30 protein-coding genes are annotated in these 23,469 nt (G+C 60.3%); 22 read left to right on the top strand and 8 right to left on the bottom strand.

Annotation, left to right across the window (positions count from 1 at the left end):
• Window positions 1-797: 797 nt before the first annotated feature.
• The 12 genes from MJ122_RS30160 to MJ122_RS03410 all read left to right on the top strand — a co-directional run bounded on the left by MJ122_RS30160 (window position 798) and on the right by MJ122_RS03410 (window position 8,835).
• Window positions 798-923 carry a hypothetical protein gene (locus tag MJ122_RS30160; RefSeq protein ID WP_345772971.1) on the top strand — a complete coding sequence of 42 codons (126 nt, stop codon included), beginning with the start codon at window positions 798-800 and terminating at the stop codon, window positions 921-923.
• 267 nt (window positions 924-1,190) lie between these two features.
• Window positions 1,191-1,520: a DUF5447 family protein gene (locus MJ122_RS03460; RefSeq protein WP_239742314.1), complete on the top strand. Its 330-nt coding sequence runs from the start codon at window positions 1,191-1,193 to the stop codon at window positions 1,518-1,520.
• 3 nt (window positions 1,521-1,523) lie between these two features.
• On the top strand, window positions 1,524-1,817 hold the full coding sequence (locus MJ122_RS03455; protein ID WP_239742312.1) for a hypothetical protein: 294 nt from the start codon (window positions 1,524-1,526) through the stop codon (window positions 1,815-1,817).
• Between the two features lie 222 nt (window positions 1,818-2,039).
• Complete coding sequence (locus MJ122_RS03450; RefSeq protein WP_239742310.1) at window positions 2,040-2,459, top strand: DNA-binding protein; 420 nt, start codon at window positions 2,040-2,042, stop codon at window positions 2,457-2,459.
• A 16-nt stretch (window positions 2,460-2,475) separates the two neighbouring features.
• Window positions 2,476-2,697 carry a hypothetical protein gene (locus MJ122_RS03445; RefSeq protein ID WP_239742308.1) on the top strand — a complete coding sequence of 74 codons (222 nt, stop codon included), beginning with the start codon at window positions 2,476-2,478 and terminating at the stop codon, window positions 2,695-2,697.
• A 1-nt stretch (window position 2,698) separates the two neighbouring features.
• Window positions 2,699-2,950, top strand: a complete 252-nt coding sequence (locus tag MJ122_RS03440) for a hypothetical protein (RefSeq protein ID WP_239742306.1) — start codon at window positions 2,699-2,701, stop codon at window positions 2,948-2,950.
• Window positions 2,951-2,963: 13 nt separating this feature from the next.
• Window positions 2,964-3,212: a major capsid protein gene (locus tag MJ122_RS03435; RefSeq protein ID WP_239742304.1), complete on the top strand. Its 249-nt coding sequence runs from the start codon at window positions 2,964-2,966 to the stop codon at window positions 3,210-3,212.
• 143 nt (window positions 3,213-3,355) lie between these two features.
• Window positions 3,356-4,642, top strand: a complete 1,287-nt coding sequence (locus tag MJ122_RS03430; RefSeq protein WP_239742301.1) for an attachment protein — start codon at window positions 3,356-3,358, stop codon at window positions 4,640-4,642.
• Between the two features lie 3 nt (window positions 4,643-4,645).
• Window positions 4,646-5,002, top strand: coding sequence for a DUF2523 family protein (locus MJ122_RS03425; protein WP_088416441.1), 357 nt, complete (start codon window positions 4,646-4,648; stop codon window positions 5,000-5,002).
• 7 nt (window positions 5,003-5,009) lie between these two features.
• Window positions 5,010-6,299 carry a zonular occludens toxin domain-containing protein gene (locus MJ122_RS03420; protein WP_239742299.1) on the top strand — a complete coding sequence of 430 codons (1,290 nt, stop codon included), beginning with the start codon at window positions 5,010-5,012 and terminating at the stop codon, window positions 6,297-6,299.
• Window positions 6,300-6,532: 233 nt separating this feature from the next.
• Complete coding sequence (locus MJ122_RS03415) at window positions 6,533-7,828, top strand: hypothetical protein (protein WP_239742297.1); 1,296 nt, start codon at window positions 6,533-6,535, stop codon at window positions 7,826-7,828.
• Window positions 7,828-8,835 carry a tyrosine-type recombinase/integrase gene (locus MJ122_RS03410; protein ID WP_239742295.1) on the top strand — a complete coding sequence of 336 codons (1,008 nt, stop codon included), beginning with the start codon at window positions 7,828-7,830 and terminating at the stop codon, window positions 8,833-8,835. Before MJ122_RS03415 ends, MJ122_RS03410 begins: the two co-directional genes overlap by 1 nt.
• Before the next feature lie 20 nt (window positions 8,836-8,855).
• On the opposite strand, the gene MJ122_RS03405 is transcribed toward MJ122_RS03410, so the two are convergent.
• A complete protein-coding gene (locus tag MJ122_RS03405) occupies window positions 8,856-9,755 on the bottom strand; it encodes a hypothetical protein (RefSeq protein ID WP_239742293.1) in 900 nt (299 codons plus the stop codon).
• 152 nt (window positions 9,756-9,907) lie between these two features.
• On the opposite strand from MJ122_RS03405, the gene MJ122_RS03400 reads away from it, so the two are divergent.
• A complete protein-coding gene (locus MJ122_RS03400; protein ID WP_239742291.1) occupies window positions 9,908-10,903 on the top strand; it encodes a hypothetical protein in 996 nt (331 codons plus the stop codon).
• A 115-nt stretch (window positions 10,904-11,018) separates the two neighbouring features.
• Here the strand turns inward: MJ122_RS03400 and MJ122_RS03395 are convergent, their stop codons facing one another.
• The gene (locus tag MJ122_RS03395) at window positions 11,019-11,186 is read right to left on the bottom strand and encodes a hypothetical protein (protein ID WP_239742289.1); all 168 of its coding nucleotides are present in this window, start codon (window positions 11,184-11,186) and stop codon (window positions 11,019-11,021) included.
• Here MJ122_RS03395 and ttcA point away from each other — a divergent pair.
• From ttcA to MJ122_RS03365, 6 genes are all read left to right on the top strand, one after another.
• Window positions 11,185-12,012 (top strand): tRNA 2-thiocytidine(32) synthetase TtcA, encoded by an 828-nt coding sequence (ttcA, locus tag MJ122_RS03390; RefSeq protein WP_239742286.1) that lies wholly within the window; start codon window positions 11,185-11,187, stop codon window positions 12,010-12,012. The genes MJ122_RS03395 and ttcA overlap by 2 nt on opposite strands.
• 19 nt (window positions 12,013-12,031) lie before the next feature.
• Entirely contained in the window at window positions 12,032-12,703 is a 672-nt protein-coding gene (locus MJ122_RS03385) for a DNA-3-methyladenine glycosylase I (protein WP_239742284.1), read from the top strand.
• Window positions 12,704-12,732: 29 nt separating this feature from the next.
• Window positions 12,733-13,497, top strand: a complete 765-nt coding sequence (locus MJ122_RS03380; protein ID WP_239742282.1) for an NAD-dependent protein deacylase — start codon at window positions 12,733-12,735, stop codon at window positions 13,495-13,497.
• 105 nt (window positions 13,498-13,602) lie between these two features.
• A complete protein-coding gene (locus MJ122_RS03375; RefSeq protein ID WP_051168008.1) occupies window positions 13,603-14,193 on the top strand; it encodes a C40 family peptidase in 591 nt (196 codons plus the stop codon).
• An 80-nt stretch (window positions 14,194-14,273) separates the two neighbouring features.
• Complete coding sequence (locus tag MJ122_RS03370; RefSeq protein ID WP_239742280.1) at window positions 14,274-14,804, top strand: C40 family peptidase; 531 nt, start codon at window positions 14,274-14,276, stop codon at window positions 14,802-14,804.
• 15 nt (window positions 14,805-14,819) lie between these two features.
• Window positions 14,820-15,482 (top strand): class I SAM-dependent methyltransferase, encoded by a 663-nt coding sequence (locus tag MJ122_RS03365; RefSeq protein WP_239742276.1) that lies wholly within the window; start codon window positions 14,820-14,822, stop codon window positions 15,480-15,482.
• Between the two features lie 63 nt (window positions 15,483-15,545).
• On the opposite strand, the gene MJ122_RS03360 is transcribed toward MJ122_RS03365, so the two are convergent.
• From MJ122_RS03360 to MJ122_RS03340, 5 genes are all read right to left on the bottom strand, one after another.
• Entirely contained in the window at window positions 15,546-16,241 is a 696-nt protein-coding gene (locus MJ122_RS03360; RefSeq protein WP_239742274.1) for a pirin family protein, read from the bottom strand.
• 126 nt (window positions 16,242-16,367) lie between these two features.
• Complete coding sequence (gene tcyN / locus MJ122_RS03355) at window positions 16,368-17,135, bottom strand: L-cystine ABC transporter ATP-binding protein TcyN (RefSeq protein WP_239742273.1); 768 nt, start codon at window positions 17,133-17,135, stop codon at window positions 16,368-16,370.
• Window positions 17,132-17,803 carry a cystine ABC transporter permease gene (tcyL, locus tag MJ122_RS03350; protein ID WP_239742814.1) on the bottom strand — a complete coding sequence of 224 codons (672 nt, stop codon included), beginning with the start codon at window positions 17,801-17,803 and terminating at the stop codon, window positions 17,132-17,134. The genes tcyN and tcyL overlap by 4 nt, the downstream gene beginning before the upstream one ends.
• On the bottom strand, window positions 17,803-18,603 hold the full coding sequence (tcyJ, locus tag MJ122_RS03345) for a cystine ABC transporter substrate-binding protein (protein WP_088416452.1): 801 nt from the start codon (window positions 18,601-18,603) through the stop codon (window positions 17,803-17,805). The genes tcyL and tcyJ overlap by 1 nt, the downstream gene beginning before the upstream one ends.
• Before the next feature lie 110 nt (window positions 18,604-18,713).
• Window positions 18,714-19,724, bottom strand: a complete 1,011-nt coding sequence (locus tag MJ122_RS03340; RefSeq protein WP_239742270.1) for a D-cysteine desulfhydrase — start codon at window positions 19,722-19,724, stop codon at window positions 18,714-18,716.
• Window positions 19,725-19,978: 254 nt separating this feature from the next.
• On the opposite strand from MJ122_RS03340, the gene MJ122_RS03335 reads away from it, so the two are divergent.
• From MJ122_RS03335 to MJ122_RS03325, 3 genes are all read left to right on the top strand, one after another.
• Window positions 19,979-20,413, top strand: a complete 435-nt coding sequence (locus MJ122_RS03335; protein ID WP_239742268.1) for a hypothetical protein — start codon at window positions 19,979-19,981, stop codon at window positions 20,411-20,413.
• 97 nt (window positions 20,414-20,510) lie between these two features.
• Window positions 20,511-20,717: a hypothetical protein gene (locus tag MJ122_RS03330; protein ID WP_088416454.1), complete on the top strand. Its 207-nt coding sequence runs from the start codon at window positions 20,511-20,513 to the stop codon at window positions 20,715-20,717.
• A gap of 199 nt (window positions 20,718-20,916) precedes the next feature.
• Window positions 20,917-21,168: a hypothetical protein gene (locus MJ122_RS03325; RefSeq protein WP_017522161.1), complete on the top strand. Its 252-nt coding sequence runs from the start codon at window positions 20,917-20,919 to the stop codon at window positions 21,166-21,168.
• 49 nt (window positions 21,169-21,217) lie between these two features.
• Here MJ122_RS03325 and MJ122_RS03320 read toward each other — a convergent pair whose 3' ends face one another.
• Window positions 21,218-23,218 carry an acyltransferase family protein gene (locus MJ122_RS03320; protein ID WP_239742266.1) on the bottom strand — a complete coding sequence of 667 codons (2,001 nt, stop codon included), beginning with the start codon at window positions 23,216-23,218 and terminating at the stop codon, window positions 21,218-21,220.
• Window positions 23,219-23,469 lie beyond the last annotated feature (251 nt).

Raw genomic sequence — 23,469 nt, 5'->3', positions numbered from 1 at the left:
AAGTCGATCCCTGCCGGCTACATATCAGAGTGTCCTTCAGACGCGGTTTCTGCCACCTGTTCCAGTGGGAGCAGCGAGCCGCAGTAGCTATGACGAACTCCCCCCAGCCTGTCATCGCGAGGGTGTTTTTGGCGGGCCCTCAACTCAATCGTCGTTCGTAGAAATGCTTTGGAGGGCTGTTCGGCGATTCGTCTACCTTTCTTGTTTCAAAATCACGCCTTGCACGCCGCACACGCTTATTAAGCGTGTCCCTTTTTTCTCATGAACCACTTGAGGGCTGCTTTCCTTGTCAGCTCTATCCCGCGTGGGCTCCGTTTAAATGCGCCTGCGCCTCGTCGTACTCAGGGCTGGTCTGCCCTGATTCCGGAATGATATTCCCTGTGTTTAACCACAAGGCGTATTGGGGATAGATGGAAATCAGGGCCTCTAGCTCTTGAGTGCTAACGCGGGTGCGCTTGTCGTACCTGACAGTACGCCATCGGGTTCCGCTGATCGTCGTTTTTCTAACCAGCTCATCGATAGTGGCCTTATCGATAATTGTTCTAATGCGGCTATCTATTGATTCCATAATAGTATTGTACATTACACATGTATAGCTCGCCTTCCGCACAGGCTTTGCGTATAGTTCGTCTGTAATATACAGATGGCTTATACGGAGCCACCTGCAATTTCCCATAAATTGTCAGATCGTAGCGTAGGGTGAGGTTATGGAACAGAACGGAGGCAAGGTTTCTCTCGGGCTAGTCGAGAATGCCCCAGTGCTGATGCCGTGGCGAAAATTCGCTTCGTGGATTGGTATGGATGAGGGCGTAGTAGAGGGCTGGATTCGCGTGGGCTACATCCCGCGTATCAAGATCGGCAACCGCGTCATGGTGAATGTGGCGCTGCTGAGTCGCCGTCTGCTGGAACAGGAGAGCCTCTAATGAGCCTTCTTTCTCCGCTCAGCGCTCAACGCGTTCGAGAAAAGCTAGCCGCTGCACGCCTGTCATTCCGCCTGAAGCGCAAGTCTCTGACCGATGGCTTCGCAGATGCAGCGCGCCGATTCCATGAAGAAGGACGGATGGAGCTTGCCTCCGCGCGATTGACCGTTGAGGCCAATCGCGATGACGACGTTCTTCCTTCTATGCGGTGCCTTTTCTCCCTCGCCGTGATTCATCCGCGTCTGCCTTCTGATCGTGAGGTGACTTCCGATGCTGTCGAAGTACGTTCGTCAACCTCACGCGCCGGACTGCGACTGCTCTGTCTGCTGGTCCCGTCGCGAACTGGTGAAGCCCGATCCCTCCCAGTCCACACCCTGCACCGAGTGCCACCCTACACGAGTGTTCGCGGTCGTTACCACGATGGCCAAGGTCGCTGGAGTGTGGCGCTCGATCCACTCGACGTACCGGGTGGAACCGGGTTTTACCTGCGCGAAACACATGCCCGCGCTCCGTCCGCCGAAGTACTGGCACGTTATCTACGACAGCGGGAAGCCAACTCCCTTCGTGCCGGTACACGAGCCATTCGAGCTGGAGAGCTGAGCCATGTCTGATGATCTTTTCGGCTGGCTGCTGTTCTTCTTCGGTCCCTTGGGCTTGCTGCTAATTTTCGCAGCGGCAGTCACCGAGCCCTCGAAAAAGGACCTCAAAGCCGAACTCGTCTTCGTCGATCCTGACGGCAGCTTGCGCACTACCACGGTGTTGCTTCTCGCCCTGGCCATTGCCAGCGCAAAGGTTTCCCAGGTCCAGGGCCGCCGCACCGGCTTGTCCGAACGCGCCTTTCCGTTCGGACAAACGGAGCGCCGGGCGAAGCGCACCCTTGACCGTCCCCCACCCTGAATAGCCTCCGCTCGGGAGTGAGGGGCAGCACTACCGCCCCGCGCTCCTGAGCCCTCGGCGGCGAGAGCGGGATGACAAGGGCAGCGCCCTTGGTGTTTCGAACCTCGCCACGCGCACCACCGCAAACCCAGGCACCACCACACCCGCTGAATGACGGCCACCAACGCGCCCAATTTGCAGCAGCGGGCCAACTCATGCCCGAAAAAGGCAAAGGAGCTTCAGATGAACATGTTTGCAACCACTGGCGGCGTAGTCGAACTCTGGGTCACCAAGACCGACACCTATACCTCCACCAAATCCGGCGAGATCTTCGCCAGCGTCCAGGCCATTTCCCCGATCCCGGAAACCGCTCGCGGCAACGCCAAGGGTTTCGAGATCAGCGAATACAACGTCGAACCGACTCTGCTGGACTCCATCGTCTTCGAAGGCGCTCCGGTGCTGTGCAAGTTCGCCAGCGTCGTCCGCCCGACCCAGGACCGTTTTGGCCGCACCACCAATACCCAGGTGCTGACCGAACTGTTGGCCGTGGGCAAAGAGGCCAGCGCACCGGCTCCGGCTGCTCGCCCGGCGCAATCCCAGCCGCAAGCCCAGCGCCCGACTCAGCCCGCCGCTGAGAAACCCTCCGACAGCAGCAAGTCCTGACGGCGAGGGTAGGTAGATGAAAGCGCCGCTCCGTTTCGCCTTCGGCTGGGTTCTGTACATCGCAATTCTTTGCGCGGTATCGCCTGCCGTGCGTGCGGTGCGCGAGTTCCTCGAACCCTACCCGCTGGACTCCGTGATCGCGGTGATCGCGGCGGCGTTCGCCCTCTTCGCGCTGTGGTGGTTCGTCCTGCGCTCCTTCTGGAGCTGGTGCGACCAGCCACGCAAGGAGGCTCGCTGACATGTCAGGCGTGGTTGCCGTTCAGGTCTGCACCAGCTGGGCGTCCACGGCGGACGGCCTCATGCAGTGCCAGCACCTCGAATGGCAACAGGCCTATCTGATTCCGCCCGAGGCCGCTGGATACGTAGACATCCTGGTCAACGGCGGTTTCTCCCCGGAAGCCTTCGGCATCGGTGCTGCGGGTGTCCTGGGAGCCTTCGTGACGGGGCTTTTGACTGGCTGGGTCGCGTCACTTCTTCGTAAAGCCAGATGACAGAGGAAACACCATGAACGCCATGAAACAACAGATCGCCAAGTTCAACCCGGTCCGCTCGTTCCGCAACCTGTGCATCGCCGGTTCCGTCACCGCTGCCACCTCGCTGCCGGCCTTCGCGGGCGTCATCGACACCAGCGCGGTGGAAGCCGCCATGACCGATGGCCAGGGCGACATGAAGACCATCGGCGGGTACGTGGTCGCTGCCCTGGTCATCCTCGCGGTGGCCGGCCTCATCTACAGCATGCTGCGCAAAGCCTAAGCGTGCTGTGGTCGGTGTGGTTGGGGGCCTTCTTCGCCGGGGCCTTCATCACGGGCTACCGCTGCGGCGAATTCTTCTGACTGCACTGATGTGCCGAACCTGGACCCCGCTTCGGCGGGGTTCTTTTTTCTGGACACACCACGATGAAACATCAATGCCACCGCCTCCTGCTGGTCGTGCTGCTTCTACTGAGCGCCCCGGTCCTCGCGGCTGACTATTCATGGACCGTCGCAGGTCAAGCGTGGACTACCGCGCCGTCACCGGGACAGGCGTGTGCGATCTGGGCCAAGGACATCACTTACCCCGGTGGCCAAAAGACCAGTTTTGGATTTGTCAGCGAAACGAAGTATTGGTGCCGGGTGGCTGCCAACAATGGCACTGGTTCGGTGACCCTGGACGTCTGGCGGACGGGCAATGCCTGCCCAGAAGGCACCGAGTATGACCCCAGCATCAAGGATGGCAGCAGCCAGTGCAAAGCCCCACCCAAGGACTGTTCGGCCACCCAGGGGGAGCCTTTCCCAGCCAAGGGCAACGATGCGCCGGTGATCAGTTCGGGAGGCCGCAACTACGTCGCCGATGGTGGTCCGCCGACCGCCTGCTACGAGCAATGCCAGTACAAGAGCGAATCCGGTCGCTCGACCAGCTGCTATCTGGTGAAGGGTTCGACCACTCAGGGCTTCTGCAATTACATCCTCCAGGGCACCGGGGAGAACTGTTCAGCCGACTCCTACCAGTTCTCCACTACCGGCGATCCACTGAACCCCACTACCGAGCCGCCCGATCCTGCCGTGCCTCCCTCTGATCCCAACGACCCCGGCTGCCCCGAAGGCTGGGCATGGTTGGGTACCACCTGTGTGAAAACCGATCCTTCCAACCCTGGCGATGGCGACGGGGACGGAGAGGGAGGCGGCAACACGGGCGGCGGAGCCGGGGGCGGTGATGGCTCCGGCAATGGCGATGGAAGCGGCTCTGGCGACGGTGACGGCTCCGGCAGTGGCAATGGAGACGGCAGCGGTTCCGGCAACGGCGATGGCTCCGGTAGCGGCAATGGCGACGGTGAGGGTGAGGGCGAAGGCCAGTGCGATCCCGCCAAAGACCCGAACGGCTGCCAGGGCGAAGGCCCCGGTACCGAGCTGAAAGAGCCCGAGGCCGGCAGCTGGGATGAAGCCAACAAAGAGTGGGACCAGAAGGTTCAGGACGCCAAGAAAGAACTCAAAGACGCGGTGAAAGCCAACATCGATCAGCTCAAGGGTGCCTTCGATCTCCAGCTCTCCACGGGCGGCGGACAGCTGCCTTGCTACACCGGCACGGTATGGGGAAAGCCCTACAGCCTCTGCGTCTCCGACTACGCCGACCAGCTCTCCAACATGCGGCTCGCGCTGCTGCTCATGGCTGCGCTGATCGCGGCCTTCGTCATCCTGAAGGAGTGAATCATGGAATGGCTATCAGGTGTCTTCGACCAGATCCTCAGCTTCTTCCAGTGGATCTGGGATTTCTTCGCCCAGGGCGTTTACGACTTCATCAAAGACGGCCTGGTCGTCGCCACCAAAGCGGCGATGTACAGCGCCCTGCAGACCTTCATTCTGCTGCTCGATGTCAGCTTCACCGTGGCCCGGGAGCTGATCGACAGCCTCGGTATCTCGGCGATGGTGCGCGGCATGTACGCAGCACTCCCGGCGGACATCGCAGCGGGCTTGGCGTTCTTCGGTATCCCCCAGGCGCTCAACATCATCATGTTGGCGGCGGCCACGCGCTTCTGCATGCGCTTCGTGCCCTTCATCGGGAGGTGAGTGAATCATGTCCATCAAGATTCACCACGGCCCCAACGGCTCGTACAAAACCTCCGGCGCGATTCAAGACGATGCTGTCCCCGCACTGAAGGACGGTCGCGTCATCATCACCAACGTCCGGGGCTTCACTCTGGAGCGCGCTTACGCCGTCTTCCCCGACCTGCCCAATACCGCCGAAATCATCAACCTCGATCTCGAATCGCTCGATGACCTCGACAAGATGCGCACGTGGTTTCAGTGGGCACCGCGGGGCGCGTTCCTGATCTTCGACGAAACCCAGCTGCTGTTCCCCAAGTCCTGGCGCGAAAAGGACCTGGAGAAGTTCGACTTCCCCGGCGGACCCGAGGCGGCGCACGCAGCGGATCGGCCCATGGGCTGGCTCGACGCCTGGACCCGGCACCGCCACTTCAACTGGGACATCGTCCTCACCACGCCAAACATCAGCTACATCCGCGACGACATCCGCATGACCTGCGAGATGGCCTACAAGCACTCCAACCTCGCGGTCATCGGCATCCCCGGCCGCTACAAGGAGGCCCAGCATGACGCCCTGCTCAACCGACCGCCGGCTGACGGCACCATCATCGAATACAAGCGAATCCGAAAGCAGACCTTCGCCCTCTACCAGTCCACCGCCACCGGTAAGACCCAGGACACTAAAGCCGGCAAGAGCCTCTTCCGGTCGCCTAAGTTGGTTCTTCTACTGGCACTGCTGGCCGCTTCTATTGGCTTTGTCTGGTACATGGGGCCTCTGCGCACGATTGGCGGTGAGGCTGCTCAAGCACCTGCCGAGCCTGTTGCTGAGCCTGCTCATGCCGCTACTGCGAGTGCTACGCAAAGTCCTGCTGTGGGTGTGTCGGCGCGTCCTGCTGCGACTGGGTTTCTTTCTGCTGGCCTTGTACCTGACGGGCCAGCTGGTGCGCCTGTTGACCTGAGCGCCCATCCCTTCGCAGACCGCCGCATCAGCATCCTTGCGCACGCCTACCGCCCCTCGAAGGGTGACATCTACATGTTCGCCCTGGATGACCCGGAAGGCAGGCATCTGGAGCTGACCAGCTGGCAACTGGTGGGCTCGGGCTACCACGTCACCGCAAAGGGCGAGTGCGTCGCCGAGCTGGCCTTCGAGACGTGGAAGCAAACCATCACCTGCGGCGGAAGCCCTCCGCGTGCACCTGCCGGGTTCACCCAGGCACCACCGCTCACAGCCGCCGCCAGCGTGCCGCAAGCCGAGCCACCTGCGCTGACCATCGTGCCCAACTCCGAATACGCCTCACGCCCCTGGAGGAACGCCAAATGACCCTGCACGGATTGTTCAACGCACTGGGGCTGCTCGCGCTCGCGTACGCCCTGGGATTCATCACGGCAATGCAGGTGATGCAGCCAGTCGGGGCGTTTCCGTTTTGAGTCGGCGAGCCGCGCCGCCGGCCGGGAGCGGAAGGCATGAGCGGTAGGCCGAAGGCGCGGCCGACGACCCTGTAACACGTCGGATAACCCAGTTACTCATTGGATAGCATTGGATAGGTTTGAATCATGACTAAGGCAGCAGAACACCAGATTCGCGCAGTACTTCAGGAAGACGGGCAGTTCTTCGAGTCGCCCAAAGGGCGCATCTTTTTCAGCAGTAGGGCAGGGGAGTTCACCGACCTTTCCGGGGTGCGTCTGTTGCGCTGCGGCGTGGATACGGTCCGGCAGTTGTACAACGGCCTGATTCGGCCCGAGGTTATGGCGATCTTCGATGAGCCGGAAGACATCGTGGAGTTCGCCGGCTACCAGTGGGCCAAGGGCCGTATTGGTCGCGACTCCGGCTACCAGCACCGGCTACAGAACGCCGATATGGGTCTGATCCTGCTGATCAAGAACCATAACGTGAAGCTGGAGAACATCGGCCCACATCTGAAGATCGAAGTGTCACCACATGCCCTGGATGGCGCTGATCCAGCGATCCTGCAAGGCGTGCTCGATGACTTGGCCGCAGGCGTGCTCTCAGCCTGCGAAACCAATCAATGCGCGGTGCATCTTGCGCTTGACGTGCAGGGTTGGACGCCTCCGTCTGACTTGGTGGATCGCATGCATTGCCGGTCCCGGCGTGTTCGCCAAATCAGTGGCATCGAGCGCATCGAGTTCGATGGCAACGCCTCGGTCTACGGCCGTGGTGAAACGTACATGTTCGGCTCGGCTAGCGGTCTGCAACTGAGCATCTACAACAAGACGCTCCAAGCCCGGGCGACCGACAAACTCGACTACTGGGAAAACGTCTGGGCCTCCCTCAACGGTGATCCCTTCGGTGATGGCGAACCCGCCTTCAACCCGCTGGAAACGGTGTGGCGTATCGAATTCCGCTTCCACCATTCGGTGGTACAGCAGTTCTCCGAAGGATCCACGATGACTTCGGGCGAGGTGATCGGCTGCCGTACCTACGCGGGCCTGTGCCCGCATCTGCAAGGCCTGTGGGGCTACGCCTGTGAGAACTTCCGGTTGTTGGATAGTGCGAAGGAGTTCAATCCGTTCTGGTCGCTCATCACCCTGGACACCCAGGTGCAGGTAGAGGCCGATCCGCTCATTGATCGCACTGAATATCGCCGCTACTACAAGACAGCTCAGGGTTTCTCGGGGAAGAACTGCGAGATGTTCCTGGGCCAGTTCGCCAGCCTGATTGCACGGGAGCGCGTACCACCAAAAAAAGCCCTTGAGGTCGGGAGAACGCTTCCCTTCTGGCACGTGATCGAAGATCACTACACCGCCAAGGGCTACAGCACTCGCGACCTCGAAAGGCACGTTATCGGGCTCATTAATGATCGGTACTTGAAGCGGGGGTACGCGATCTAATGGCGATCACCAAGCTGGAGGATGGGCGCTGGTTCGTCGACGTCGAACCCATTAAGGGGAAACGCTTCCGCAAGCGGTTCAAGACCAAGGGCGAGGCTCAACGCTTCGAAGCTTCGGTACGTGCGAAGCTGGTAGTGACACCGGAGTGGAATCCCAGGCCGAAGGACACACGCCGACTGTCTCAGCTCATTGAGCGTTGGTATGAGCTCCACGGGCACGCAATCACCAGCGGGCGTCGTCGTAAGAACATGCTGCTGTTCATCGCTGCGAAACTGGGGAATCCCATCGCTCAGACGTTTACCGTCTCAGACTTGGTGGCACTGCGTAAGGTTGAATTGGAGGAGGGGGCACTCCCGCGCTCGATCAACGTGCGTTACTCCTACCTCAAGTCCATCTATACCGAGCTGCGCCGGCTGGGTGACATTGACTATGCCAATCCCCTGGACACATTGAAGCCGCTGAAGCCTCAGCAGGAGGTAGTGTCGTTCCTGTCGAAAGCTCAGGTTGCGACCCTGGTGTCTGCGCTGCGGGACTATTCGACGTTCCCACACTTGGCGCTGATATCGGAGATTTGCTTGGCTACGGGAGCGAGATGGTCGGAGGCTCAACGTCTGACTTGGCCGATGGTTCGTGCCGGCTGTGTGGTGTTCGCCAATACCAAGTCGAAGCGTGTCCGCTCTGTGCCTATCTCCCAGGAGCTGCAAGACCGTCTTGAGGCCTACTTCGCCAAGAAAGACCGTTTCCCGTTCTGCCGAGAGGCATTCGCCCGTATGGTGAAACGCTGCGGTATCGAGCTACCGCGTGGCCAATGCACCCACGTCCTACGCCACACCTTCGCGTCGCACTTCATGATGAATGGCGGGAACATCCTTGCGCTCAAAGAGATCCTTGGGCACACGTCGCTGAACATGACTATGCGTTATGCACACCTGTCGCCCGAATACCTGCAAGATGCAGTTCGACTTAATCCTCTTGCAAGCGGCTTGGCTGAACATCTTAATGTTTAAGTTGTGTATATGGTAATTGGCTATTGGTCAGAAAAGAGCAGTGTCTCCAGTTGCTCCTTGTTGGGTACTTGCTTGCGTTCGATCATTCGAATTATTGCTATGCGCAGTAATTCGAAAGTTTGAATTAGGTCGTCATCGGCATGCTTTGGAAAGCCGTGTGCTGCCGCAGATCTGATGTTGTATAGCTTTACAATATCGCGCTGCTTCTGTAGCCGCATAGGGCCCCTAGGTTCTAGAAACGCTGCAAGCTGAGATGAAACGCGAAATACCAGCTCTGCCTTATGTGGTGCGAATATTGCCTCAAGCGCCCCCCATAACGAGACAATCATCATGGCAGTGTTAGGGATGCATTGAGCGTTCTCAAATGTTTCGATTGCAAACGAGAGCTCAGGCTTACTTGCTCTGAGATCAAGGGCGTTTTCCCAGTTTTTTACTACCCAGTCGATGCTCTCAATGATTTTGTCTCCACGAACTAGCCCGATATGCACGTGTCTGTCACGCTGTCCATTTAGCATTGCTGCAAATTCGCCACCTTTATCCTTTCCAGCTCGAAGTTTTAGACTTTCAATTGGGGTGGGTGATAATACTTGAATGGCAATTCCGGGGTCGACCCATAGACGCAGTAGTGATACTAGTGTATTTGCAACCAAAAAGTTCGGCAGGATGGCGTGCGAGTATTCTTTTGGTACGTGCAGCTCGGCGGTTATATCAATGCCTTTCTTATCGGAGATCGCTTGCCATGGGCCTGGATGAAATGAGCCAAAAGATTTTGGTTTCTCAAAAGCAAGTATGTCTGTGCTGAAAATATGAGCGTAGGTGCTGCGTAGCAGGACTCCGCTTCCAAAGTCTATAGTTTTGCTGTTGAGATTTATACCTGACAATCCAAGATGCAAATCCTCTGCTTTCTTTGATTCTTTCATGGCTTCTCCTTTCCTCTACAGTTTTCCTTCGAATGATTTTAGTTGTGAAACGGCAAAGCAGCGAGCTCGGAGGCTGCTTAGTATGGACGAGTGGCAAGGTTGCTACCTCTGATGTATCTTGAAGCCTTGAAGGCAAATCTTAGAGAGGGAGTATGAGTCGGTCAGATGCTGCATCGGATGCAGAGGAAAGCTTGCCCCCAAGTACGGCCCCTAATTTTGGGATTAAGGTGACGGGGCTCGATAGTGAAGAAATTTCAATCCAGCTTGGTACTAAGGTGGGTGAATGGGTCCGAGCGTTCAGTCGGTATATTGATTTGAGTGCGCTTGATGGCGTGACTATTGCCGTTGACTATGATCAAGCACTTGTTGATTTGGACAGGGGTTACGATACGACATATAAGTTGTCCGCAACTAAATCTCATGTTGTGGGTGTTGCGATGACTCCGTCGGTAATTCGAGAGGGTGAGCTTAAGTCGCATATTGTTTTTAATGCTGCTTTTATGGCTCCTCTCCTTGGTGTAGATGATTCGGAAGAGTATGGCCAGGCGCTGCACATTATTGCGCATGAGTGTGCTCATGTAGATGTCACTCATGCATACGATCGATGCTTTCCAAATACGCTTCTGCGAGAAGCAATCGGTAGTATTTTGGATAAATGTCGCTGGCAAGTAATTTTTGCGGTGTGGGATGAGTATGCCGTTACGTCAATGATTGGCAGAGTTGGCGCGAGTCAAACTGACGCTTATGAGCAGGCCTTTTTGAGTGAGTTGCTAACTTTTGATGATCGTGTGGCTAGCTTGATATCGGCATACAGGCTTCATGGGGACGTCAGTAAGGTTCTGGTTGAGGTGTATGGGGCGTGTGGGAATCTATTAAAGTACTCTGCCTATCATCTCGGGAATTTGCGCAGCTTTAATACAGAGTGGCGATCATGTCAGCAAAGCGTAGATGCGCTGGAGGGACATTGGTTTTTGCCCTATTTCGATCGTCTCGGTGGCTGCTGCAATTCTATTCATGATGAGTTCGGGCAGTGGGAAAGTCAGGAGCCCTTTCTGAAGATATCAGGTCTCGCAGAAGAGCTAGTGGAGCGAGCTGGCCTGTTCATTAATGTTCTTCCTGATGGGGCCATCTGGGTAGATATTCCTTGATATTCGTGCCATGGATGTTGCTCAGACTGCAGGTCGAGGTGAGTTCTCAGAAGATCAGCTCGATCTGCTCTGGTTTCCTTCGCGCATTGTGTTTTGATCCGATCAGGCGGGGCGTTCAGGCTGCCCATAGCTCTGCAGGATTCGACACTTCTTCGACACCCATTTTTCCTTCATAGAAAAAAGGCTTTTGGATCAATGGCTTGAAGGTGTGGTGTCCGCCCTTGGCGATTTGCGCGTAAAATGATCTGCTTTTCGTCTTGCCCTTTGGATTCCCGAGCACCATGGCCAGCACCCTTTCGGTCAACCAGAACAAACTGCAGAAACGCCTGCGCCGCCAGGTTGGCGAAGCGGTCACCGACTTCAACATGATCGAGGACGGCGACAAGGTGATGGTCTGCCTGTCCGGCGGCAAGGACAGCTACACCCTGCTGGACATCCTGCTGTACCTGCAGAAGGTGGCGCCGATCCAGTTCGAGATCGTCGCGGTGAACATGGACCAGAAGCAGCCCGGCTTCCCCGAGCACGTGCTGCCGGCGTACCTGGAGTCCATCGGCGTGCAGTATCACATCATCGAGAAGGACACCTACTCGGTGGTGAAGGAGAAGATCCCGGAGGGCAAGACCACCTGCTCGCTGTGCTCGCGCCTGCGTCGTGGCACCCTCTACACCTACGCCGACGAGATCGGCGCGACCAAGATGGCGCTGGGGCACCACCGCGACGACATCCTGGAAACCTTCTTCCTTAACATGTTCTACGGCGGCACCCTCAAGGCCATGCCGCCCAAGTTGCTGTCCGACGACGGCCGCAACGTGGTGATCCGTCCGCTGGCGTACTGCAACGAGAAGGACATCGAGGCCTACTCGGTGCTCAAGGAATTCCCGATCATCCCGTGCAACCTGTGTGGTTCGCAGGAAAACCTGCAGCGCCAGGTGGTCAAGGAGATGCTGCTGGGCTGGGAGCGCAAGTCGCCGGGCCGTACCGAGATCATGTTCCGCGCGCTACAGAACGTAGTGCCGTCGCAACTGGCCGACCGTAACCTGTTCGACTTCAACAGCCTGCGCATCGACGAGACCGCCACCCCGCGCTTCCTGGACGTCATGAACCTGTAAGAACTCGCAAGGACGCCCGATGCGCGATTACCCGTGGCTGTACGAATACTGCCTGAATCGCTTCGGCTCGGCCGAAGCGCTGGAAGCCCGCCTGCCGCAGCCGAAGTCGCCGGCCGAGCTGGCGGCGGTTGGCGATGATCGCTACCTGTCGCTGATCAGCCTGCGCATCTTCCGCGCCGGGCTCAAGCACAGCCTGGTGGACGCCAAGTGGCCGGCCTTCGAGGAGGTCTTCTTCGGCTTCGACCCGGAAAAGGTCGTGCTGATGGGCGGCGAACGTCTGGAAAACCTGATGCAGGACACCCGGTTGATCCGTCACCTGGGCAAGCTCAAGAGCGTGCCGCGCAATGCCCAGTTCGTCCTGGACATAGCCCGCGAGTACGGCAGTTTCGGCAGGCTCCTGGCCGATTGGCCGTCCAGCGATATCGTCGGCCTGTGGAGGCTTCTGGCCAAGCGCGGCAACCAGTTGGGCGGTATGTCCGCACCGCGATTCCTGCGCATGGCCGGCAAGGACACCTTCGTTCTCAGCGATGATGTGGTCGCGGCGCTCAAGGCCCAGGAAATCGTCGACAGGACGCCGACCAGCCTGAAGGATCTCGCGCTGGTGCAGAGCGCTTTCAGCCAGTGGCAGGAACAAAGCGGGCGGCCGCTGTGCCATATCTCGATGATGCTGTCATATACGGTCAATCACTGAAGACGCGGCCCGGCTGCGGAGGAGGGTGCATGGATTCGGCCATCGAACGCACGGGCGCGGCATTGGCGCGCGCCGAACGCATCCTGGTGATTACTGGCGCCGGTCTTTCCGCTGACTCGGGGATGCCGACCTATCGGGGGCTGGGCGGTCTATATAACGGCCGGACAGCGGAAGGCATACCCATCGAGGTGGCGATTTCCGGTCCGATGCTGCAGAAAGATCCCGCGCTGTGCTGGAAATACCTGGCCGAACTGGGCAAGGCTTGCCTGAACGCGCAGCCAAATGCCGGCCACGAGGCCATCGCCGAACTGCAGCGGCTCAAGCCGGAGTGCTGGGTGCTGACGCAGAATATCGATGGCTTCCATCGTCGCGCGGGCTCGCCTGCTGAGCGCATGATCCAGATCCATGGCCAGCTGGCGCCGTTGTACTGCCAGTCGTGCGGGCTGGAAAGCTCCGAGCTGGCAGGGCATCTGCAGGGGCCGTTGCCACCGAAATGTGCGCGCTGCGCAGGCGTGTTGCGTCCGCCAGTGGTGCTGTTCGAGGAGATGTTGCCCGAGGAGGCGATCGACACGCTGTATGCGCAATTGCGCAAAGGCTTCGACGCCGTTCTGCTGGTGGGAACCACTGCGAGCTTCCCCTACATCATCGAGCCGGTGCTGCGCACTCGGGACGCGGGGGGCTTCACCGCCGAGGTGAATCCAGGCCTGACGGACCTGAGTTCAGTGGTCGAAGAGAGAATGGTGGGTCGAGCCTTAGACATTATGCCGCGCCTGCTGGGTCACATTCCGCGATAAAAAACTTGCATTACCCCCATTGAGCGGGCAAATTAGCCCGCTATTAAATGGAACTAATGAGACACGGTCGTGCCCATGCTTAAACGCTTCGCACCCCTCGTGCCCATGAGTTTCGTTCTGCTGCTGGCAGCTTGCGCCAGCCATTCGCCGGAATCGCAGCCGAATCAGGTAGCTTCAGCGCCTGTCACTCGAGCTGCTCTCCAGGTCAATCAGCACAACATAGCGCTGATGAATGAGTCGCAGGACGAGGGGGCCAAAAACGATAACGGCAGTTCAACTGCCCATGTATCCGACATTCTGGACCGCGCGTTCTCGCTGATCGGTACTCCGTACCGCTTTGGTGGGAAATCGGAGCGGACGGGCTTCGATTGCAGCGGCTTCGTGGGCTATCTGTTCCGCGAAGAAGCGGGCATCAGCCTGCCGCGTTCAACGCGTGAGATGATCAATATGGACGTCCCGCTGGTCTCCAAAGAAGACCTGCAACCGGGCGACCTGATCTTCTTCAACAATCGTGGTCGCGGTCGGGTCAGTCACGCCGGCATTTATATCGGCGATGGACAATTCATCCATTCAGCCAGCCGCCGTGGCGGTGGTGTACGGGTGGATCGCCTGGACGAAAGCTACTGGCGCCTGAGCTTCATGGAAGCCAAGCGCGTGCTCGAGCCCGGCTACGAGCCGAAAACAGCGACTCGTTGAACTTAAAGTTTTACTTTAAGTATTGCGCTCAAGTCTCTGTTGGTACAAAGTGATGGCACTCCTTGACGGGATGCCATCACATGCTCGTTCCTCAGCGCATCATTCTTCTCGTTGTTTTCGCCTCGCTGGCCGCCTGCGCCAGTCGTACGCCTCCCTCGCCGCCTCCCGTGGTGAACGCGCCCGCTACTCCCGTCTACAACACCCAGGCTGCTGACGATGTCCTGATCCGTGCCATTGGTCTGGTCGGAACGCCTTATCGCTGGGGCGGCAACACGCCGGATGGTGGATTCGATTGCAGCGGCCTGATCGGCTACGTCTACCGTGATGCAACCGGCCTGATGCTGCCGCGCTCCACTCGCGAGATGATTTCCCTGCGCGCGCCTACCGTCGGTCGCGAGTCCCTGCAGAGCGGCGATCTGGTGTTCTTCGCCACCAGCGGTGGACGGGGCGTCAGTCATGCGGGTATCTATGTCGGGGAAGGGCGCTTCGTTCATGCGCCCAGAACGGGCGGGACCGTACGCCTGGACAGCCTCGACAGCGCCTATTGGCAGAAGGCCTTCCTGGAAGCCAAGCGCGTCCTCGCCGTCCAGAGTCTCGCCCTCCATCCCTGATCCTCAGGAGGGCTCATGACCACCCGCACGCTGAATCTGGACGACTCGCTCTACCAGTACCTTCTCGACGTATCCGTGCGCGATTCTCCCGTCAAGGCTCGCCTGCGAGCCGAGACTGCCAGCCTGCCGATGTCGCGCTGGCAGGTTGCCCCGGAGCAGGGGCAGTTCCTCGCCCTGCTGGTCCGACTGACCGGCGCGAAACGCATTCTCGAGATCGGCACCTTCACCGGCTACAGCGCCCTGTGCATGGCCGAGGCCTTGCCGGAGGGCGGGCATATACTCTGCTGCGACCTGCCTGGTGAGTACAATGACATCGCCCGGGGCTATTGGCGTGACGCAGGCGTCGACTCTCGAATCGAGCTACGCCTCGGTGCGGCGCAGGCCACCCTGGAGACTCTGATGGCTGGAGACCAGAAAGGCAGTTTCGATCTGATTTTCATCGATGCGGACAAGGCTAACTATCCCGTTTACCTCGAGCACGCCCTGACCCTGCTGCGCAAAGGCGGCCTGGTGGTTTTCGACAATGTACTTTGGAGCGGGCGGGTGCTGGAGACGAACCCGGAAAGTGCGGACACCCGAGCGATTCAACAGCTCAACCTTGCGTTGAAGACGGACGAGAGGGTGGATTATTCGCTGGTGCCGATTGGCGATGGCATGAGTCTTTGCCGCAAGCGCTAATTTCCAGGGTGAAATAAGAAAGGCACGCCAACCAGCGTGCCTTTTTCGTCACCATCGTGTGGCTCAGGCGACGTCGACCAGAATCACCTCACTGTCTTCCAGCGCCGTGACCTTCACCACCACCTCGTCGGCGATGGCAGCACCGTCGCGAGCCAGCAGTTCGACGCCGTTGACCTCGACCTTGCCGGTTGCCGGCACCAGGTAGCCGCGGCGGCCGTCGAGTTCATACTCGGCGCTCTGTCCGGCTTTAAGAGTGGCGGCGACCAGGCGGCCTTCGGCGCGAATGCGCAAGGCGTCGGCGTCGTTCTCATAGCCACTGGCGAGGGTCACGAAGCGCCCGGCGCGGTCGCCCTTCGGGAAGGGTTTAGCGCCCCAGGACGGCGTGCCGCCGCGTACCGATGGGATGATCCAGATCTGGAAGATCTTGGTGACATCCTTCTCCAGGTTGTACTCGGAGTGCACGATGCCCGAGCCCGCGCTCATCACCTGTACGTCGCCCGCTTCGGTACGGCCCTTGTTGCCCAGGCTGTCCTGGTGGGTGATCGCACCCTGGCGGACGTAGGTGATGATTTCCATCTCGCGATGCGGGTGCGGCGGGAAGCCGGTGCCGGCAGCGATTTCGTCATCGTTCCAGACGCGGAGGTTGCCCCAGTCCATACGCTCGGCGTCGTAGTATTCGGCAAAGGAGAAGTGGTGCTTGGCGTTGAGCCAGCCGTGGTTGGCGCCGCCGAGTTGCTGGAAGGGTCTGCGTTCGATCATGACTTAGTCCTCTTGGGGCGCGGCTGGCGGGTGGGCCTGGCCGCGCGGTTCATGGGACTATGTTCTCTCGCACTGTATCGATAAAAAAGCGCAAATATCGGCGCATATCGATCGACTAATTCGATTCTATTCCGCTGCGCGCTTCTCGCCCTGGTCGAGGAACTTGCTGAGGAACTGACGGGTGCGCTCTTCCTTCGGGTGAGCGAACAGTGCCTTGGCGTCGCCCTGTTCGACGATCACCCCCTTGTCGATGAAGATCGCCCGGTTCGCGACGTCGCGGGCGAAGCTCATTTCGTGGGTGACGATGACCATGGTGCGTTTTTCCTGGGCCAGGCCGCGGATAGTGGACAGGACTTCACCGACCAGTTCCGGGTCCAGCGCCGAGGTGGGCTCATCGAAGAGGATCACGTCCGGCTGCATGGCCAGGGCGCGTGCGATGGCGACGCGTTGTTGCTGGCCACCGGAGAGGCGCTTGGGGTAAGAGTCTTCCTTGCCGGCCAGCCCGACCTTCGCCAGTAACTGGCGGGCACGCTCGATGGCTTGGGCGCGTGGCTCCTTCTTCACGATAATCGGGCCTTCCACCACGTTCTCCAGCGCGGTGCGGTGAGGGAACAGGTTGAAGTTCTGGAAGACGAAGCCCACGTGCTGGCGCAGCTTGCGGATCAGTCCCTGCTGTCCGCTGAGCGGCCGTGAGGCGTCGATGAGGATGTCGCCAACCTGGATGGTCCCGCCATTGGGCGCTTCCAGCAGGTTCAGGCAGCGCAGCAGGGTCGTCTTGCCCGAGCCGCTGGGACCGATGATCGCGACCACTTCGCCGGCCTCCACGGTCAGATCGATCCCCTTGAGCACCTCCTGCCCTCGGAACTGCTTGGTCAGCTGGCGTACTTCGATCATGCGTCGTGCTCCTGGTCATGACGGTTGACCCGGTCTTCCAGGCGATTCTGCAGGTGCGACAGGATGCTCGCGAGGATCCAGTAGATGAGTGCCGCTGCGAGGTACAGGGTGAAGACCTCGAAGGTGCGCGCGGTAATCAGCTGGGCCTGGCGGAACAGTTCCGGGACCTGGATGGTGGCGGCCAGGGCGGTGTCCTTGACCAGCGAGATGAAGCTGTTGCCCAGTGGCGGCAAGGCGGTGCGCGCGGCCTGCGGCAGGATCACCCGGCGCAGGGTCTCGGCGCGGGTCATGCCGATGCTGGCGGCGGCTTCCCACTGGCCTTTGTCGATGGAGCCGATGGCAGCGCGGAGGATTTCGCAGACATAGGCGGCCATGTTCAGCGAGAAGCCGATCAGCGCCGCCGGCAACGGGTCGAGCTCGATGCCGGCCTGGGGCAGGCCGTAATAAATCATGAAGAGCTGGACCAGCAACGGCGTGCCGCGGAAGAACGACACGTAGATGCGCGCGATCCAGCGCACGGGGGTGAAGCCGTACAGGCGCATCAGCGCCAGTACGAAGCCGAGCAGCAGTCCGAAGAACATGCCGCCAACGCTGAGGACTACCGTAAAGACCGCGCCCTTGAGCAGGAAGGGCGCGGAATCCAGCGCTAGCTGCAGGCTTTCCTCGATCATTGGGTGACGTCAGCCTGGAACCATTTCTCCGAAAGTGTTTTCAGCGTGCCATCAGCCCTGAATTTCTCGATGGCCTTGTTCAGTGCCGCGAGCAGTTCCGGGTTGCCCTTGCGCAGGGCGATGCCGGCTTCCTGGCGAGCGAAGGGCGCGCCGGTCAGCGCCATGGCGCCCTTGGTCTTGTTGACCATGTCGAAGGCGGCGAGGCGGTCCACCAGGATCACGTCGATGCGGCCGCTGCGCAGGTCCTGGAATTTGGTGGGGTCGTCTTCGTAGGTGCGCACGTCAGCTTGCGGCACATGCTCGCGCAGCCACTGCTCATAGTTGGTGCCCAGGCCCACCCCGACCTTCACGCCAGCCAGTTTCTCCGGCGTGTCGTATTTGCCTTCGTCACCCTTGCGCACCAGTGCCTGGATGCCGGAGACGGTATAGGCGTCGGAGAAGTCGTACTTCTTCTTGCGCTCCTCGGAAATGGTCACCTGGTTGATCACCAGGTCCAGGCGCTTGGATTCCAGCGCAGCGAGGATGCCGTCCCACTTGGTCGGCTGCAGCTTGGCGGTAGCGCCCAGCTCCTTGGCGATCAGGTTGGAGAAGTCCACTTCGAAGCCGGCCAGCTTGCCGTTCTCGTCCTGGAAGCTGAAGGGCGGGTAAGTACCCTCGAGACCGACGCGGACTTCGCCCTTGGACTTGATCTGGGCAAGCAGGTCTTCGGCGGCCTGGGCCTGGCCGAAAAGGCTGGCGCCGAGGGTGAGGGTCAGGCTGGCAAGCAGAAAATGACGTCGCAGTGCGGAGAAGGTCATGGTGGTCCCCGTTTTTGGTGTTTTAAGCAGGTTAGTCAACGCGTGGCGACTATATGGGCAGAATTGTTATGCAATAAAATAATAAAAAATTACATACGTAGTTCTGATTGTTATTTGAGTGAGGTCGCTGAATGATAAGCGAACAGTGCCGGCGAGCCGCCTGTGTGGAGGAACAGGATCGGTCCCGGCTTGAAGAAGCGATTACGGCGGATGCCATCGAGCAATCCGGCCATGGCCTTGCCGGTGTAGACCGGGTCCAACAGCAGGCCTTCCTGGCTCGCCAGCAGGCGCACCGCCTCCAGCGTACCGGCGTTGGCTTCGCCGTAACGCGGGCCGAAATACTCATCCCACAGTTGCACTTTCGGTACTGCCGAGGCGTTGTGGCCGAGCAGCTCCAGCGTGCGTTCAATCAGCCCTTCCACCTTCGGCCGCTGTGCCGCGTCGGTGCGCGAGACGGTCACGCCAATGACGTCCAGCCCCGGCAGGGCATCGGCCAGCGCAATCGCCAGGCCCGCATGGGTGCCCGCGCTGCCGGAGGCGAGCGCCACGGCAGAAAACTCCTGGCCGCTGGCGCGAATCTGTTCCGCCAATTCCAGTCCGGCGCGCACGTAGCCCAGGGCGCCCAGTGCGTTGGAGCCGCCAATGGGCACGAGGTAGGGCTTGCAGCCCTCGCGGCGCAAGCGTTCGCCGGTCTGTGCCAGAAGTTCGTCCGCGGTATCGAGGTTGGGCACGAGCTCGACTTCGGTGCCGAACAGGTCCAGCAGCAGGCGGTTGCCGTTGCTCAGGTAGTTGTGGTCATCGGTGCCGATGGGGTTTTCCAGCAGCGCCACGCAGCGCAGGCCAAGCTTGGCAGCGACGGCGGCAGTCTGGCGCACGTGGTTGGACTGGATCGCGCCGGCGGTGACCAGGGTGTCGGCGCCGGCCTTCAGGGCATCGGCAGCGAGGAATTCCAGTTTACGTACCTTGTTGCCGCCCAGGGCGAAGGGCGTCGTATCGTCACGCTTCACATACAGATCGCGGCCCAGGTGTGCGGACAGCCGCTCCAGCTTGTCGAGCGGCGTCGGGCCGCCGGCCAGTTCGAGACGGGAAAAGCGGGCGAGAGCTTCACGCAGGGCGCTCATGGGGAATTCTCGGTGTGACGGCGGGATGCGTCACGATAGAGTGCGCGAAGGCTCGCTGCAATGTGGCTGGCCGACGCGTGACGCCGACTTGCACGGCAATGTCGCGCGATCATCATCCCGCTTTGCGTGGCAATCTCCGGAGGCTGTGAATCAATGTACGGACAGCGGCGCAGCGAACCGCTACGCTCCACCCTCAGATCCGGGATCACTGACCGGGCGATAACGAAAACAGGAAAACCAGGGCGGGAAATCCGATGACTTCAGCAGTACCCTCACGCGCTTCGCTGCCACGCTGGACGCTTCAGCTGCTCGGAGCCTTTGCCTTGTTGTTGGGGCTGAGCAGCCCGGCGCTGGCTGATCGGGTGATCCCTTCGGGAATGATGGTGGGCTTCGTCGACAGCGCCGTGTTCCCGGTGATCACCCTGAAGCGACCCAAGCCGACGCTGCTGCGCCAGGTCATGACGCTCGGGCTGTACAAGAAAACCATCAGTTACCCGTTGTCGGTGTCCATCCGCATCCGCGACGAGGACAACCGCTTCATGGTCTACGGGCAGTTGCCGAAAATCACCGGCAAGTTCGTCGGCATCAAGATGGGCCTGGACAGCCGTATCAGCCAGATCTGGGTCCTGACCCAGGCCGAAGCGGTGGAGTACGTTCGCCGGCCCGATACGCTGTTCCCGCCGAGCTGATGACCCTGCGCCCACCGTTCGTGCGAGTGGGCAGCCGGAACAGGCCGGGATCGGCTATCCTATGTGCCGTTTCGAACCTTTCAGAACCGGTCTACCCATGACGTCCTCTCAGCAGCCGCCCCGCGAAGACAGCGCCGACAACGCGCAGGAACAACCCAAACTCTCCCTGGCCGAGCTGGCCAAGGCCGCCCTTGCGGCGCAGCAGCAGGCGAGAACCGCCTACCAGCATCGCAAGCCTCACGACCAGGCCGAGTACCGCCCGCCGCACCCGCGCGGCTCGCGTCGCTCGATGGGCAAGCGCTGATATCACCTCTCGTCCGAAACACCTTCAGCCGGCGCTCTTGCGGGGGCGCTCCCTGAACTGCGGCGACCGGCATGGGTCGTATCCACATCGACCTTGCCATGCTGGCTGGCCATTCCTGCTCTCGCGAACCCGTCACGGATCGACACCCGCGCCGTCCTATGCCCAGGCAGGAGGAGCGCCTCGCGTTCAAGGAGAATCCATGAAAGTCCTCGTTCCGATCCTTTCCCTGCTGGCGCTCGCCGGCTGCATCACCATGACCGGCAACTACGAAGTCAGCGCCCACGACGAGTCCGGCAAGGCTCTGAGCAACGGCAAGTTCCTCGCCCATGGCAGTGGTATCTACACCGTGCGCAATTCGCTCTGCTCGGTCTACCCGAAGGCCATCGTCACCATCAGGGACGTGGAGACGGACCAGGAGCTGGAGGGCGAAAGCCCTTACCACTGCCGCTGATTCCCGTTGCGCCGCAAGCGCTCAAGATTTGCCGTGGCGCACGGCAAGCTCAGAGCGGCTTTTGCCTGTCCTCGCCGTGCTGGTAGACGTGACCTTCACCCATCGAATGTTCGGAGAAAATCGGCCGGAACATGGGGACCAGGAAGCGGTTGCCGAACTCGCTCAGATGATCGTCGTCGTAGTACATCGGCCGGCCCTTGTGGCTGGCTGAGCACTGCTGGTCATCGCACAGGTAGGGGATTGGGTCGAGAATGCGGGCGCCACATTGTTTGCTGGCGACGTCCTGTACCTGACTGACGAACGCATGGCGTTGCTGGTAGGCCTCGCGGCTGACAAAGAGTTTGCGCTCGCGCTTGAACAGCAGTGCGAGACCCAAAGCCTCTGGAACCCGTACACCCATTTCCGGGGTGGGGCGTACCAGGTACAGCGGATGGTTTGCCGCCAACGCGCAGGCGGTCTCGACGTAATGCTCGCGGTATTGCTTCAAGAGCCATTCGCTGGGCCTGTCCTGGGGCTTGGTGAAGTACAGGACCGGCTTATGGGGCGTGACGTCCGCTTCGCCCTCCAGCCCGCCGAAGACATAGTAGGACGTTCGACTGATCACGATCACCGGCGTGCCGGGCAGCAGGCTGGCCTGGGTCTGCTGCAGGCGGCTGAGGATCTTCTGGCAGACCTCCTGCTTGGGGCTGTCCAACTGGGCACCGAAGATGATCGGACAACCGCTGGTGCCGATGAACAGGACGCCGTCATCGGGCTCCGGCAGGCTGGCGACTATGGCATTGACGATTGCCTGGCCATGGCTATCGCCCAGCACGATGGCGCGGGTGTTCGGACCGCCATACTGGCACTGCGTCCTGGCATCGCACTCGCCGAGACGCGGATTATGGTTGTCGCGTTCGGCTGCCACGCGTTGCACCGCTTCAGGCAGGCGGTGGGCGAATTCGGCGTTGCGTATGACTTTTGCAGGTCCGGCCACGATGACCACGGCAATCACCACCAGCGCTGTCGCCACCAGCGGGCGCAGCTGGCCGAGCCGGCGGCCGCTGGGTTGTTCGATCCAGTGATACGACAGGTGCCCCAGCAGCAGCGTCAGCAGCAGGGCCGCGGCGACTGCCAGCGGCTGCATGGAGAGTTCGAAGTAGGTCAGTGCCACTACCAATGGCCAGTGCCAGAGATAGATCGAATAGGAACGTGTCCCCAGCCATTGCGCCAGTGCATTGGCCGTCAGCAGGGCCCGGTCGCGACGAGCCAGCAGTACCAGAGCCGCGCCGCCCACGGGAATGAGGCTGGGCAGGCCGGGCCAGCGAATCTGGGGCGTGATCAGCAGCAGCGCGCCAATGATGAGCGCCATGCCGGTGCGTTCTATCCAGGTGCTCTGCCGCGAACTGGGTTGCCAGCGGGACTGGATGAGAAAGACGACTCCGCCGGCCAGCAGTTCCCAGGCCCGGGCAGGAAAGAAGTAGAAGGCTTTCGACGGCGCCTTGAGCGCAAGCACCAGGCAATAGCCAAGTGATGCCAGTGCCAGTGCGCCCAGCAACGGCAGCAGCCATCGGCGACCGCCGAACCAGCGCCAGGCTGCTACCAGCAGCACAGGGAACAGCAGGTAGAACTGCCATTCCACCGACAGCGACCAGGTATGCAGGAGCCACTTGTCATGGGAAGCGACGTCAAAGTAGCCGGCTTCTTTCATGAACATGCGGTTGGAGGTGAACAGCACGCTACCCCAGACATGCTTGCCCAGGCGCTGGTAGTCCGATGGCAGCAGCAGGAACCAACCCAGCGCCAGCAGCACCGCGCAGAGCATCAGCAGTGCAGGAAGGATGCGGCGGGCGCGTGCGAGATAGAAGGACCAGAACGAGAAGCCACTGGGTGCGGCCAGCGCGCCGAGGATGATTCCGGTCATCAGGTAGCCGGAGATGACGAAGAAGACATCTACACCGACGAAGCCGCCGCTGAAGCAACTGAAACCGAAGTGATACAACACCACCGCGACAACCGCCCAGGCCCGCAGGCCATTGATGTCGTAGCGGAAATTACCTGCGCTGCGCACGAAAAATCCTCGAACTGCCATTCGGGTGTTGCCGGGTCGGTGGCATCACGCGAGAAAAAAATCTGCTTTGGCCGGGCCGAAGCGCGCCGCACTGTATCTCGCTTGATACGGAAATACCATTCGCGGAGAGGGAATGTCCGATAAGGAATTCGTGGGAAAACCCAACCAATCGAGGCTCCTGCCTTGACCGGAAGTGGCAGCTCAGGATTTCCCAAGCCGCCCCGCGCTCCATTGAGGTGGGGGCTCGAGCC

It is taken from the genome of Pseudomonas sp. DP-17, from assembly GCF_022380625.1.
Lineage (GTDB): Bacteria > Pseudomonadota > Gammaproteobacteria > Pseudomonadales > Pseudomonadaceae > Pseudomonas > Pseudomonas nitroreducens_A.
This window is presented reverse-complemented; position numbering and strand designations above follow the sequence as displayed.

Coding starts and splice junctions, on each gene's coding strand:
- MJ122_RS30160 (WP_345772971.1), top strand. CDS start 798: ATGGATGAGGGCGTAGTAGAGGGCTGGATTCGCGTGGGCTACATCCCG.
- MJ122_RS03460 (WP_239742314.1), top strand. CDS start 1,191: ATGCTGTCGAAGTACGTTCGTCAACCTCACGCGCCGGACTGCGACTGC.
- MJ122_RS03455 (WP_239742312.1), top strand. CDS start 1,524: ATGTCTGATGATCTTTTCGGCTGGCTGCTGTTCTTCTTCGGTCCCTTG.
- MJ122_RS03450 (WP_239742310.1), top strand. CDS start 2,040: ATGAACATGTTTGCAACCACTGGCGGCGTAGTCGAACTCTGGGTCACC.
- MJ122_RS03445 (WP_239742308.1), top strand. CDS start 2,476: ATGAAAGCGCCGCTCCGTTTCGCCTTCGGCTGGGTTCTGTACATCGCA.
- MJ122_RS03440 (WP_239742306.1), top strand. CDS start 2,699: ATGTCAGGCGTGGTTGCCGTTCAGGTCTGCACCAGCTGGGCGTCCACG.
- MJ122_RS03435 (WP_239742304.1), top strand. CDS start 2,964: ATGAACGCCATGAAACAACAGATCGCCAAGTTCAACCCGGTCCGCTCG.
- MJ122_RS03430 (WP_239742301.1), top strand. CDS start 3,356: ATGAAACATCAATGCCACCGCCTCCTGCTGGTCGTGCTGCTTCTACTG.
- MJ122_RS03425 (WP_088416441.1), top strand. CDS start 4,646: ATGGAATGGCTATCAGGTGTCTTCGACCAGATCCTCAGCTTCTTCCAG.
- MJ122_RS03420 (WP_239742299.1), top strand. CDS start 5,010: ATGTCCATCAAGATTCACCACGGCCCCAACGGCTCGTACAAAACCTCC.
- MJ122_RS03415 (WP_239742297.1), top strand. CDS start 6,533: ATGACTAAGGCAGCAGAACACCAGATTCGCGCAGTACTTCAGGAAGAC.
- MJ122_RS03410 (WP_239742295.1), top strand. CDS start 7,828: ATGGCGATCACCAAGCTGGAGGATGGGCGCTGGTTCGTCGACGTCGAA.
- MJ122_RS03405 (WP_239742293.1), bottom strand. CDS start 9,755: ATGAAAGAATCAAAGAAAGCAGAGGATTTGCATCTTGGATTGTCAGGT.
- MJ122_RS03400 (WP_239742291.1), top strand. CDS start 9,908: ATGAGTCGGTCAGATGCTGCATCGGATGCAGAGGAAAGCTTGCCCCCA.
- ttcA (WP_239742286.1), top strand. CDS start 11,185: ATGGCCAGCACCCTTTCGGTCAACCAGAACAAACTGCAGAAACGCCTG.
- MJ122_RS03395 (WP_239742289.1), bottom strand. CDS start 11,186: ATGGTGCTCGGGAATCCAAAGGGCAAGACGAAAAGCAGATCATTTTAC.
- MJ122_RS03385 (WP_239742284.1), top strand. CDS start 12,032: ATGCGCGATTACCCGTGGCTGTACGAATACTGCCTGAATCGCTTCGGC.
- MJ122_RS03380 (WP_239742282.1), top strand. CDS start 12,733: ATGGATTCGGCCATCGAACGCACGGGCGCGGCATTGGCGCGCGCCGAA.
- MJ122_RS03375 (WP_051168008.1), top strand. CDS start 13,603: ATGAGTTTCGTTCTGCTGCTGGCAGCTTGCGCCAGCCATTCGCCGGAA.
- MJ122_RS03370 (WP_239742280.1), top strand. CDS start 14,274: ATGCTCGTTCCTCAGCGCATCATTCTTCTCGTTGTTTTCGCCTCGCTG.
- MJ122_RS03365 (WP_239742276.1), top strand. CDS start 14,820: ATGACCACCCGCACGCTGAATCTGGACGACTCGCTCTACCAGTACCTT.
- MJ122_RS03360 (WP_239742274.1), bottom strand. CDS start 16,241: ATGATCGAACGCAGACCCTTCCAGCAACTCGGCGGCGCCAACCACGGC.
- tcyN (WP_239742273.1), bottom strand. CDS start 17,135: ATGATCGAAGTACGCCAGCTGACCAAGCAGTTCCGAGGGCAGGAGGTG.
- tcyJ (WP_088416452.1), bottom strand. CDS start 18,603: ATGACCTTCTCCGCACTGCGACGTCATTTTCTGCTTGCCAGCCTGACC.
- MJ122_RS03340 (WP_239742270.1), bottom strand. CDS start 19,724: ATGAGCGCCCTGCGTGAAGCTCTCGCCCGCTTTTCCCGTCTCGAACTG.
- MJ122_RS03335 (WP_239742268.1), top strand. CDS start 19,979: ATGACTTCAGCAGTACCCTCACGCGCTTCGCTGCCACGCTGGACGCTT.
- MJ122_RS03330 (WP_088416454.1), top strand. CDS start 20,511: ATGACGTCCTCTCAGCAGCCGCCCCGCGAAGACAGCGCCGACAACGCG.
- MJ122_RS03325 (WP_017522161.1), top strand. CDS start 20,917: ATGAAAGTCCTCGTTCCGATCCTTTCCCTGCTGGCGCTCGCCGGCTGC.